The 11,073-nt window shown below is 69.3% G+C and carries 14 protein-coding genes; 7 read left to right on the top strand and 7 right to left on the bottom strand.

The genetic code is table 11. The annotated features are described in order from the left end of the window. Positions 1-120: 120 nt before the first annotated feature. Positions 121-420: a hypothetical protein gene (locus ACFVHB_RS18405; RefSeq protein ID WP_380322685.1), complete on the bottom strand. Its 300-nt coding sequence runs from the start codon at positions 418-420 to the stop codon at positions 121-123. Between the two features lie 80 nt (positions 421-500). After that, positions 501-1,010, bottom strand: a complete 510-nt coding sequence (locus ACFVHB_RS18400) for a nucleoside-diphosphate kinase (RefSeq protein WP_380322682.1) — start codon at positions 1,008-1,010, stop codon at positions 501-503. Between the two features lie 425 nt (positions 1,011-1,435). On the opposite strand from ACFVHB_RS18400, the gene ACFVHB_RS18395 reads away from it, so the two are divergent. Both ACFVHB_RS18395 and ACFVHB_RS18390 read left to right on the top strand, forming a co-directional pair. Further along, positions 1,436-2,101 carry an NUDIX hydrolase gene (locus ACFVHB_RS18395; protein WP_380322679.1) on the top strand — a complete coding sequence of 222 codons (666 nt, stop codon included), beginning with the start codon at positions 1,436-1,438 and terminating at the stop codon, positions 2,099-2,101. After that, positions 2,098-2,511: an NUDIX hydrolase gene (locus tag ACFVHB_RS18390; protein WP_380322677.1), complete on the top strand. Its 414-nt coding sequence runs from the start codon at positions 2,098-2,100 to the stop codon at positions 2,509-2,511. The genes ACFVHB_RS18395 and ACFVHB_RS18390 overlap by 4 nt, the downstream gene beginning before the upstream one ends. 422 nt (positions 2,512-2,933) lie before the next feature. Here the strand turns inward: ACFVHB_RS18390 and ACFVHB_RS18385 are convergent, their stop codons facing one another. From ACFVHB_RS18385 to ACFVHB_RS18375, 3 genes are all read right to left on the bottom strand, one after another. After that, positions 2,934-3,380, bottom strand: coding sequence for a hypothetical protein (locus ACFVHB_RS18385; RefSeq protein WP_380322674.1), 447 nt, complete (start codon positions 3,378-3,380; stop codon positions 2,934-2,936). Between the two features lie 227 nt (positions 3,381-3,607). Beyond that, positions 3,608-3,808: a DUF397 domain-containing protein gene (locus ACFVHB_RS18380; RefSeq protein WP_380322671.1), complete on the bottom strand. Its 201-nt coding sequence runs from the start codon at positions 3,806-3,808 to the stop codon at positions 3,608-3,610. Continuing rightward, the gene (locus tag ACFVHB_RS18375) at positions 3,801-4,664 is read right to left on the bottom strand and encodes a helix-turn-helix domain-containing protein (RefSeq protein ID WP_380322668.1); all 864 of its coding nucleotides are present in this window, start codon (positions 4,662-4,664) and stop codon (positions 3,801-3,803) included. Before ACFVHB_RS18375 ends, ACFVHB_RS18380 begins: the two co-directional genes overlap by 8 nt. Positions 4,665-4,972: 308 nt before the next feature. Between ACFVHB_RS18375 and ACFVHB_RS18370 the strand changes: the two genes are divergently transcribed. Together ACFVHB_RS18370 and ACFVHB_RS18365 are read left to right on the top strand one after the other, a co-directional pair. Then, a complete protein-coding gene (locus tag ACFVHB_RS18370) occupies positions 4,973-5,347 on the top strand; it encodes an ATP-binding protein (protein ID WP_380322665.1) in 375 nt (124 codons plus the stop codon). After that, positions 5,344-5,598 (top strand): hypothetical protein, encoded by a 255-nt coding sequence (locus tag ACFVHB_RS18365; protein WP_380322662.1) that lies wholly within the window; start codon positions 5,344-5,346, stop codon positions 5,596-5,598. The genes ACFVHB_RS18370 and ACFVHB_RS18365 overlap by 4 nt, the downstream gene beginning before the upstream one ends. A 63-nt stretch (positions 5,599-5,661) precedes the next feature. Here the strand turns inward: ACFVHB_RS18365 and ACFVHB_RS18360 are convergent, their stop codons facing one another. Both ACFVHB_RS18360 and ACFVHB_RS18355 read right to left on the bottom strand, forming a co-directional pair. Continuing rightward, positions 5,662-6,381 carry an ABC transporter permease gene (locus ACFVHB_RS18360; RefSeq protein WP_380322659.1) on the bottom strand — a complete coding sequence of 240 codons (720 nt, stop codon included), beginning with the start codon at positions 6,379-6,381 and terminating at the stop codon, positions 5,662-5,664. Between the two features lie 41 nt (positions 6,382-6,422). Then, on the bottom strand, positions 6,423-7,349 hold the full coding sequence (locus ACFVHB_RS18355; RefSeq protein WP_380322656.1) for an ABC transporter ATP-binding protein: 927 nt from the start codon (positions 7,347-7,349) through the stop codon (positions 6,423-6,425). Between the two features lie 164 nt (positions 7,350-7,513). On the opposite strand from ACFVHB_RS18355, the gene ACFVHB_RS18350 reads away from it, so the two are divergent. The 3 genes from ACFVHB_RS18350 to sufD are packed head-to-tail and all read left to right on the top strand — an operon-like array spanning position 7,514 to position 11,070. Further along, entirely contained in the window at positions 7,514-8,356 is an 843-nt protein-coding gene (locus ACFVHB_RS18350) for a helix-turn-helix transcriptional regulator (RefSeq protein ID WP_380322653.1), read from the top strand. A 9-nt stretch (positions 8,357-8,365) separates the two neighbouring features. Next, entirely contained in the window at positions 8,366-9,781 is a 1,416-nt protein-coding gene (gene sufB / locus ACFVHB_RS18345) for a Fe-S cluster assembly protein SufB (protein WP_380322650.1), read from the top strand. A gap of 56 nt (positions 9,782-9,837) precedes the next feature. Next, a complete protein-coding gene (gene sufD / locus ACFVHB_RS18340) occupies positions 9,838-11,070 on the top strand; it encodes a Fe-S cluster assembly protein SufD (RefSeq protein ID WP_380322647.1) in 1,233 nt (410 codons plus the stop codon). Positions 11,071-11,073: the final 3 nt, after the last annotated feature.

Below are 11,073 nucleotides of genomic sequence, written 5' to 3'. Positions count from 1 at the left end.
CACCAACAGACCTGTCCGCGGCGGCCCAGTTGGTGTTGGGTTGGGTGTTTTTTGTTGTGGGTGGTGGGGGGGGGGTTGGGGGCCGTAGGTCTCCCCCCCCCCCCCCACCACCCGAGATGGTCAGCCCAGGTCGCCGAAGCGCTCCCGGATCACACCGGCGTGCAGGTAGTTCGGCAGCGGGACGCCGCCGACCGCCACGCGGGTGGTCGCCACCTGGTCCTCGGTCTCGCTCGGGAAGCCCTCCAGCAGTTGGAGGCACTGCTGAACCCACTCGCGGGACTTGGGCCAGTCGCCGGCGTCCCGGAGCCGGACCGCCAGCGCGTAGGCGGTCTCGGTGGCCGCCCAGCGGTCGGTCGCCAGCTCGCGCTGGAAGATCGACTCCAGTTCTTCGGCGGAGGCCAGGCGGGTCTGGTTGGTCATGGTGCCCTCTCAGATCAGACGGTGGTGCCCCGGTGGTGGTCAACGCAGCGGCGCCTCAGTGGTGACGCCGCGATCTGCCGTCAGTTGGTGAAGATCTCGGCCAGCGTGCGGTACTCGTGCAGCTCGTCCTTGTCGAACCACAGCTCGACTTCCTGCGCGGCCTCCTCCTTGTTGCCGGAGGCGTGGACCAGGTTGGCCACCGCCTTGCCGACCGCCACGCTGCCTGCGGAGCTCATGTGCGAGAGGTCGCCGCGGATCGTGCCGGCCGGAGCCTGGTTCGGGTAGGTGCTGCCCACGATCTTCCGGACGGTGGCGATGGCGTCGTAGCCCTCCAGTACCAGGGCGATGACCGGCCCCTGCTGCATGAAGGTGGCCGTGAGGTTGTAGACCTCCGCCCCGAGCCGCTCTTCGAGGTCGAAGTAGTGCTTGCGGGTGAACTCCTCGTCCATCCACTTCATCTTGACGCCGACGATCTTCAGTGCGGCGTCCTCGAAGCGCGAGATGATCCTCCCCGCGAGGCCGCGTACCAGCGCGTCGGGCTTGAGCAGGACGAGCGTGCGCTCGACCGTGTGGACCTGGTCCTCGGCCATTAGTTCCCTTTCAGCTTTCTGGCATTCAGACATGACGAACGATCAGTCCGCCATGGACTGAGGTTACCGGCGCTGGCGAGGCACTTTCGGCGCTCCGGCCTGTCACCCAAACGAGCGAACCCGACGAGGTGCGGTGGGCGCTCGCGCCACCGCCTCCCGGCGCGGCGGCCGGGCGGGTGTAATCACCCAACTCACTGTCCTGCTTCGGGTACTCACCTAGAATCTCCGAGGGGCTCAGCGTGCGTGCTCTGTTGCTCCCGGGACCTTCACCAGGACTCAAGTGGCCTAGGTGGCAGTGGCCTTGGGATACGACTGCAAGTCTTCCGGCATCCACGCCGCGCGGCGATGAAGCGCCAGTGCAGTCGATGTGCATCTTCGACGCATGCCCTATGCATCAGAGCGGCCACGACGGAGAGGGAACGGCGTTGGACGTCATCGAGGTCTGGAGCGGTCGTTACGCCTGCCTGCTCCAGTCCGCCCTTCGCCTCACCAACGAGGCGTTCGCGGGCCAGCTCGGGATCGCAGTGCGTACAGTGGCCACGTGGCACGCTGACCCCTCTGTTATTCCGAGGGAGGAAATGCAGCAACTCCTCGACGCCGCCCATGAGAAGGCTTCTAACGCGGTCCGCCAGCGGTTCGCGCTCCTGGCGGCAAGAGAAGGTGACGGCGGAGCCCCCGAACCCAGCACGCCGGCTGCCCAAGCCCTACGGGTGGCCATCTCGATCGTCGTCCGGCAGAGCGATGTCCTGCTGGTCTGCCGACGCGACGACGACGCATCCGGGATCACCTGGCAGTTCCCGGCCGGGGTGATCAAGCCCGGCACGAAGCCGGAGACCGCGACTGTCCGGGAGACGCTGGACGAAACCGGGGTCCACTGCGCAGTCCGCCAGAGCCTCGGCAGTCGTCTCCACCCGGTGACGGGAGTGCTGTGTGAGTACTTCCTGTGCGAGTACCTGGCCGGCGAGGCGACCAACAGCGACGCTGTCGAGAACGTCGACGTGATGTGGGTCCCTCGAAATTCGCTGACCCGCTTCATCGACGCCGATACGATCTTCCCACCCATCCTGGCCGCCCTGGAGGAGCAGACATGACACAGCAGACTGCCGAGGAACGCCCGGGAATCGCCGCCGCGATCGTGGTCCACGAAGGCCGCGTCCTGATGGTCCGGCGGCGGGTCAGCGAAGGCCAGCTCTCGTGGCAGTTCCCGGCCGGCGAGATCGAGCCAGGAGAGGCACCCGAGGAGGCGGCCGTCCGTGAGACCGCGGAGGAGACTGGGCTCGACGTGACCGCCGTCGAGCTCCTGGGCGAGCGCGTACACCCGAAGACTGGCCGGTTGATGTCGTACACAGCCTGCGAGGTCGTCGGTGGCGCAGCTGAGGTGGTGGACACCGAGGAACTGGACGCGCTGGCCTGGGTGACTCTCGCCGAGATCCCGGAGTATGTGCCCTACGGACTCTTCGAGCCGGTGCAGGAGTTCCTGGACGTCGCGCTTACCGGCTGATCGATCCGAGGTGGAAGGCCCTGTGGGCGGCCGCCGCGCCCTTCCGGTCCCGCCCCGAGGTGAACTCCGGCAGGGCGGCGCCTATACCTCGGTCCTCGATACATGCGGCCAGGGCGGCCCTCGCTCGGTGAGCGAGGCGCCGACGGGAAGTGCTCGAACTCTGGGACTCGGTTTGGGGTTGGGCGGAGTAGGAAGTCGGATCGGCCGACTTCCTACTCCGCCCGCAGGGTGAGGGGACGCCGGGGCAGCACGATCACGTGCCGCCCATCGCGGCAGCCCTTGCGGGGGAGCAAGGGGCTGCCGGAACGATTCGCTGCGGGTTGGTGAAGTGGTCGAGGTGTGGAGGATGGTGTCGCCGTCGTCGGACGCGACAGGGGGCGACCGCCGCGTGAGCGGCGATCGCCCCCCAATGCCTTCCCGGACTACTCCTCGTCGAGCGGGCGCACGTACTCCAGCGTCCACGTCTCCTGGAACTCGGGCTTGGGCTCGGTGAGTTCGATCTGCGCGCCACGGTGTCCGGCGCGCAGGGCGAGACCCTTCTCGGAGATGATCTTGATCCCGCCGATGACCTGCTCGAAGGTGAACTTCGCCAGGTCGGCGCGCGGGACGGCGTTGACCCAGAGCTTGTCCTCGGGCACCACCAGCCCCGCTTCGCGGTGATACGCGAGCTGGATGACGTACGGCGAGCCCGGCTCGGCCTCGACGGGCTCGATGGCCCACTCCTGCTCGATCGGAAGGGGGTTGAGGCGGTCCGTGATGACGGGGGCGCCCTGCTTGAGGGCGTACTCCGTGGCGGTCAGCAGGGAGGTCGGGCCGATGATGTGCGCGTGAAGCTTGTAGATTCCGGGCTTGATCGGGATCGGAGGCATGGCGCTGGGTTCCTCTCTCGCGTTCAGATGTCGATCAGCGCCGCGATGTTATCGACGCGTGACCCAGCATCACCTCAACCTCGATTCCGACGCACCGGTGGTTTTCGCCAGATCGATTTCGGCACGAACTGTTCGATCGGGCAAGCTACTTCGGAATGGTTGTTCGATTGGTGGCCGCCCTCCTGGTGAGGTCGACGGTAGCGCAAGGGGCCTGCCGGAACGATTCGCTACGCGTCGCCGGTGAAGTGGTCGAACTCGCCGGCCTTGATGCCCTGGAGCAGTGCGGCGAAGTTGGCGGGGGTGGTGCGGAGGATGACGTCGCCGTCGTCGGATTCGCGGAGTTCGACCAGGTTGCTGGCGGTGCGCACCTCGACGCATTCGTTGTTCGAGGCGCTGTAACTGGACTTCTGCCACTCTGGGTTAGGCATTCGCGGCCTTCGCTTCCTTCAGGATGGATCGGATGAACTCGCGCGATCCGTCTTCGGAGAGCGCAGTGGAGTCCAGGCGCGAGAAGATGACGCGATGCTTGGCCAGGTCGGCTGGTGAGTCGAAGAAGAGTGCGCCCTGGGACACGTCCATCTGGATGGTGTCCAGCTCGGGGACCGGGCCTTCGGCGAAGGTGAGGTTCTCGCCGGAGCCGGGGAAGGTGTCGAGGGCGAATGGCACAACCCGGACCGAGATGCCGGGATGCTCGGAGTCTTCGAGAAGGGCGGCAAGCTGTTCGGCGAGGACCTTTGGGCCGCCGAACTGCATCCGTAGAGCGGCCTCGTGGATGAAGGCCTTCAGGGGAGTCCTGCCGGAGCGAATGGGTTGCTGCCTCTTGAGTCGAAAGGTCGTCCGCAGCTCGAGATCTTGTGGCGGCAGAGGTGGAACGACCCGAGCGAAGACAGCGGATGCGTAGGCGCCGGTCTGGAGCAGGCCGGGCATGTAGGTGGTGGTGCAGACGTTCAGCCGTGCTGCTCGGCCTTCAAGTTCAGCGACTTCGAGGAAGTCTGTTGTCAGGACCTCGCGATACTCCTCCCACCAGCCCTTCCGCCGATCTGAGGCCATCTCGGCAAGGGCATCGATGAGCGGCCGGTTGGCGCAGTTGCATGCTGCGGCCACCGTGCGGAGGCGCTCGGGGCTGACGCCGATCTTCGCTGTTTCCATCTGAGTCATCTGGCCCGGGCTGATGCCGAGCATCTTGGCCAACTGCGTGCCGCCGAGGCCGGCCTGTTCTCGCATCCTGCGCAGTTCGGCGCCCAGCCGACGTTGATGAAGGGTCGGGTTGGTGCGAACGGCCATGGTGTCCTCTCGGCGAGCGGTGGGGTCAGTCTGCCGCGCTGGCCGAGTGTGGGTCCACCGGAGTGTGAATTTTTCGGCACTCGCCTAAAACTTCAAGTCGCTTGCGCTATGGTCGTCATCACAGTCGATCCGATGGATCGTCAGTAATGCTTGATTTCAAGGCAGTAGGCGCCTGCTGCCCGCGCACCGCAGAGCAGCCACGCGTGTCCTTTCCAGTCCCGCCCTGGCCTGGCTCACGGCGACGATTCCGCCGGTCAACCCCGAATCCACCACACCACACCACACCACCTTCCTTCCGGAGGTTCCCCATGTGTGCCCTCAATCCGCCCGACTGGTCCGGCGCCCGCGAGGAGCTGCGGGCCGTGCTCTCCTCCGCCGGCTGGCCGCCCGACCTCATCAGCGACGCCGAACTCGCCCTGCACGAGCTGTTCGTCAACGCGTGGAAGCACGGCGGAAACCCCGCGCCGACCGTCGTCCTCGTCCTGCTCGCCGACCGCACCGTGCGGGTCTCGGTCGCGGACGACAGCCCGCTGCTCCCCGAGCCCCGCCTGTCCGCCGACCCCTACGAGCTGTCCGGCCGGGGTCTGCACCTGGTCCGCTCGCTCACCCACCGCTTCGGGGCGGCCCCGCGCAAGCGTGGCAAGGGCAAGCTCGTCTGGTTCGAGCTGGACTGCGCCGCGTGAGCGTCCTGGTCGGCGCGGCCCTGCTCACCCTGCTCGCGCTCGCCCTCGCCACCGTCGCACTCGGCGTCGTCACCGCCCTCAAGGTGAACGACGACCTCCCGAAGCCGATCACCCGGCACGGCCGTTGGGAGCTGCGCCGACTCCCCGACGGCACCCACGAGTACGCCTGGATCGCCCGCCAGGCCGGCCGCTTCGGCCCCGAGATCCCCAAGCCGCCCACCGCACCCGGCCGCCATCGCATACCGAGCTGAGCGGCCAACGCGAAGGCCCCCGCCCACCAGGGGCGAGGGCCTCGCGGCAAGCTCAGGCGCGGGCTACTCCCAGCGGAAGAACCGGGCCGCGGCCGCGAGCCCGAGCACCGCCCAACCACCCAGGATGCCGAGATCGGCCCAGGGCACCCCGGCCCCGGTCTGCAGCACCGAGCGCAGGCCGTCGGAGAGGGCCGCGATCGGCAGCAGCTCCAGCACCGACTGGACGGCCGACGGGAACTTGCTCAGCGGGACGATCACCCCGCCCGCCAGCAGCAGCAGGATGAAGACCAGGTTGGCCGCGGCGAGCGTGGCCTCCGCCCGCAGGGTGCCGGCCATCAGCAGGCCGAGGCCGGAGAAGGCCGCCGTGCCGAGGACGAGGAGGGCGAGGACGCTGAACGGGTCACCCTGCGGCGACCAGCCGAGCGCCAGTGCGATCACGCTCAGCAGCGCCACCTGGAGCGCTTCCGTCACCAGCACGCACCCGGTCTTGGCGGTGAGCAGCGCCCACCGCGGCAGCGGGCTGGCGCCGAGCCGCTTGAGCACGCCGTACCGCCGCTCGAACCCGGTGGCGATGGCCTGCCCGGTGAACGCCGTGGACATCACGGCGAGCGCCAGCAGGCCGGGCGCCAGGAAGTCGACCCGCTTGCCGGGGCCGTCCACCGCGACGATGTCCACGGCGGAGAAGAGCACCAGCAGCACCGTCGGGATGATCACGGTCAGCAGCAGCTGCTCGCCGTTGCGCAGCAGCATCTTCGTCTCGAACGCCGTCTGGGCGAGCAGCATCCGGCCGACGGGGGCCGCACCGGGCCGAGGGGAATACGAGGTCACGAGCGCAGGTCCCGTCCGGTCAGGTCGAGGAAGACGTCTTCGAGGCTGCGGCGCTGCACGGCGAGCCGCTCGGGGAGGATGCCGGAGGCCGCGCACCAGCCGGTGACGGTGGCCAGCAGCTGGGGGTCGACCGGTGCCTCGATCCGGTAGCTGCCGGGGGCGGGCTCGGTGGCCGTGGCGCCCTCCGGGAGCTCCTTGAGCAGCGGGGCGAGGTCCAGCCCGGGCGGTCCGTCGAAGCGCAGCGAGGACTCGGCGCCGCCGCGGCAGAGCTCCTCGGTCGTCCCCTCGGCGATCACCCGACCGCGGTCGACGACGGCGACCCGGTCGGCGAGCTGTTCGGCCTCGTCCATGTGGTGGGTGGTGACGACCACGGTGACGCCGTCCCGGCGCAGGTCGCGGACCAGGTCCCAGGTGGCGCGGCGGGCCTGCGGGTCGAGGCCGGCGGTCGGCTCGTCGAGGAAGACCAGCTCGGGGCGGCCGACCACGGCCATCGCCAGGGCGAGCCGCTGCTGCTGGCCGCCGGAGAGCCGGCGGTAGGTGGTGCGGCCGCAGGAGCCGAGGCCGAGCCGCTCGACCAGGGCGTCCACGTCCAGCGGGTGGGCGTGCAGCTTCGCGGTGTGCCGGAGCATCTCGACGGCCCGCGCGCCCGCGTAGACGCCGCCGGACTGCAGCATCACGCCGATCCGGGGGCGCAGCTCGGCGCCCTGGGTGACCGGGTCCAGGCCGAGGACGCGGACGGTGCCGGCGTCGGGGCGGCGGTAGCCCTCGCAGGTCTCGATGGTGGTGGTCTTGCCGGCGCCGTTGGGGCCGAGGACGGCGGTGATCGCGCCGCGTGCGAGGCTGAGGTCGAGACCGTCCACCGCGGTCTTGTCGCCGTAGCGCTTGACCAGCCCGGTGATCTGGACCGCGGGTTCGGAATGCATACCGGCGAGTGTAAGAGGGCCGAACACCGCGGCCCGACGGCGGCCTCGGCGATCGTCCGCGCTGGTCAGGTAAGGCTTGCCTGCGTGACAGAAGACACCGGTGAGGCCTGGATCACGGGTTGTCCCGTCGGAAGCAATTACGCAACACTGGTGTTGTGAAAAACATGCGCGAGCACACCACGCAGCAGGAGGCCGAGTCGGCCCCCGGCTGTGCCGTGCCCGCGACGGCGGCCGAGGTGCTGCTGGAGGGCCACCGCGCCACGCGGGACCGGGTCGCCCGTTCGATCCTGGACCACGGCCCCTCCTCCGCCGCCGACCTGGCGAACCGCCTCGGTCTCACCACCGCGGCCGTCCGCCGTCACCTGGACGGACTGGCCGCCGCCGGCCTGGTCGACGCCCGCGATCAGCGGGTGTACGGCAGCCGCGGCCGGGGCCGTCCGGCCAAGGTCTTCGCCCTCACCGACGCCGGCCGGGACGCCTTCTACCAGGCGTACGACCAGCTCGCGGCCGACGCGCTGCGCTGGATCTCCGACTCGGTGGGCGGCGGCAAGGCGGGCGAGGAGGCGGTCGCCGCCTTCGCCCGGGCCCGGTTCGGCAAGCAGGGCGAGCGCTACCTCGCGACCCTGCGCCAGGCCGAGGCCGGCGAGCGCACCGAAGCGCTCGCCCAGGCGCTGAGCGCGGACGGGTACGCTGCCACGGTGCGGCGTGTTCCGTCGGCCGCGGCGAAAGCCCCGGCGGGCGCCCAGCTCTGCCAGCACCACTGCCCGGTCGCGCACATCGCCGAGCAGTTCCCGCAGCTCTGCGAGGCGGAGACCGAGGTCTTCTCCCAACTGCTGGGCACCCATGTGCAACGGCTGGCCACCATCGCCCACGGCGACGGGGTCTGCACCACCTATGTGCCGGCACCCGGTGCCGCATCGTCGCCCGCCCTGCGTGCCGCAGGCCAGGGTTCCGGTGCAGTGCCGACTGCCGGTACGTCCACCGAAGACTCAGCGTCCGCGCGTTAGGAAGCTCGCATGACTGACACCGTTTCGCACCCGGAGCTCGAAGGCCTGGGCACCTATGAGTACGGCTGGGCGGACCCGGACGCCGCCGGCGCCGCCGCCAAGCGCGGGCTCAGCGAGGAGGTCGTCCGCGACATCTCCGCGAAGAAGAACGAGTCCGAGTGGATGCTGAACCTGCGCCTCAAGGGCCTGAAGCTCTTCGGCAAGAAGCCCATGCCGACCTGGGGCTCCGACCTCTCCGGCATCGACTTCGACAACATCAAGTACTTCGTCCGCTCGACCGAGAAGCAGGCCGAGTCCTGGGAGGACCTGCCCGCGGACATCAAGGCGACGTACGACAAGCTGGGCATCCCGGAGGCGGAGAAGCAGCGCCTGGTCGCCGGTGTCGCCGCGCAGTACGAGTCCGAGGTCGTCTACCACCAGATCCGCGAGGACCTGGAGGAGCAGGGCGTCATCTTCCTGGACACCGACACCGCGCTGCGCGAGCACCCGGAGATCTTCAAGGAGTACTTCGGCACCGTCATCCCGGCCGGTGACAACAAGTTCGCCGCGCTGAACACGGCGGTCTGGTCCGGCGGGTCCTTCATCTACGTGCCGAAGGGTGTCCACGTCGACATCCCGCTCCAGGCCTACTTCCGGATCAACACCGAGAACATGGGCCAGTTCGAGCGGACGCTGATCATCGTCGACGAGGACGCCTACGTCCACTACGTCGAGGGCTGCACCGCGCCGATCTACTCCTCGGACTCGCTGCACTCCGCGGTCGTGGAGATCATCGTCAAGAAGGGTGGTCGCTGCCGCTACACGACCATCCAGAACTGGTCGAACAACGTCTACAACCTGGTCACCAAGCGCGCCGTGGCGTACGAGGGCGCGACCATGGAGTGGATCGACGGCAACATCGGTTCCAAGGTCACCATGAAGTACCCGGCCGTCTACCTGATGGGCGAGCACGCCAAGGGCGAGACCCTGTCGATCGCCTTCGCCGGTGAGGGCCAGCACCAGGACGCCGGCGCCAAGATGGTCCACATGGCGCCGAACACCTCCTCCAACATCGTCTCCAAGTCGGTGGCGCGAGGCGGCGGCCGCACCTCCTACCGCGGTCTGATCGAGATCGGCGAGGGCTCCAAGGGCGCCAAGTCCAACGTGCTCTGCGACGCGCTGCTGGTCGACACCATCTCCCGTTCGGACACCTACCCGTACGTGGACGTCCGCGAGGACGACGTGTCCATGGGCCACGAGGCGACCGTCTCCAAGGTCAGCGAGGACCAGCTCTTCTACCTGATGAGCCGGGGCATGACCGAGTTCGAGGCGATGGCGATGATCGTCCGCGGCTTCGTCGAGCCGATCGCGCGCGAGCTGCCGATGGAGTACGCGCTGGAGCTGAACCGGCTGATCGAGCTGCAGATGGAGGGCTCCGTCGGCTGACGCACGGCCGTAGGAAGTCCAGTCCGCATCCTTAGGAAGAGAGCACTACGACAGCCATGGCTGACGTTCAGAACACCACCGGCTCCACCACCGCCGGTTCGATCGAGGTCGGCACCGCCGGGGCGGGCGCGCAGCTCGCCGGCCCCGGCACCGGCCGCGCCACCGTCCAGCAGCCGATCGACGCCCGCGTCGCGGTCAAGCCCTCCTACGACGTCGCGGACTTCCCGGTGCCCACCGGCCGCGAGGAGGACTGGCGCTTCACCCCGCTGCACCGCCTCGGCGGCCTGCACGACGGCAGCGCCACCTCGGCCGAGAAGGGCGAGGACAAGGTCGAGCTGAGCCTGCCGGACGGCGTCACCGCCGAGACCGTCGGCCGGGACGACGCCCGCCTGGGCAAGGCCGGCCGGCCGGTCGACCGGGTCGCCGCGCAGGCGTTCAGCGCCTTCGAGCAGGCGCTCGTGGTCACCGTCCCCAAGGAGACGGTGCTCACCGAGCCGGTCAAGATCGACGTGCACGGCGAGGGCGGCACCCGCTTCGCCCACGTGGTGATCGACGTCAAGCCGTTCGCGGAGGCCGTCGTGGTGCTCGGCCACACCGGCACCGGCACCCGCGCCGCCAACGTCGAGCTGCTGGTCGGCGACGGCGCCAAGCTCACCTTCGTCTCGGTCCAGGACTGGGAGCGCGACGCGGTGCACGCCGCCCAGCAGACCGCCCTGGTCGGCCGGGACGCCTCGCTCAAGTCCGTGGTCGTCACCTTCGGCGGCGACCTGGTCCGCATCCACCCGCGGGTCTCCTACGCCGCCCCCGGCGGCGAGGCCGAGCTGTTCGGGCTCTACTTCGCCGACGCCGGCCAGCACCTGGAGCACCGTCTGGTCATCGACCACGACACCCCGCACTGCCGCTCCAACGTCGTGTACAAGGGCGCGCTGCAGGGCCAGGACGCCCACGCCGTCTGGGTCGGCGACGTGCTGATCCGCGCCGCCGCCGAGGGCACCGACACGTACGAGCACAACCGCAACCTGGTGCTCACCGACGGCGCCCGGGTCGACTCGATCCCCAACCTGGAGATCGAGACCGGCGAGATCGTCGGCGCCGGCCACGCCTCCGCGACCGGCCGCTTCGACGACGAGCAGCTCTTCTACCTGCAGGCCCGCGGCATCCCGGCCGACGAGGCCCGCCGCCTGGTGGTGCGCGGCTTCTTCGCCGAGCTGGTCCAGCAGATCGGCGTCGCCGAGATCCAGGACCAGCTGATGGAGAAGATCGAGGCCGAGCTGGAAGCGGCGGTCTGAGTC

The organism is Kitasatospora sp. NPDC127111, from assembly GCF_042677465.1.
Classification (GTDB): domain Bacteria; phylum Actinomycetota; class Actinomycetes; order Streptomycetales; family Streptomycetaceae; genus Kitasatospora.
This window is presented reverse-complemented; position numbering and strand designations above follow the sequence as displayed.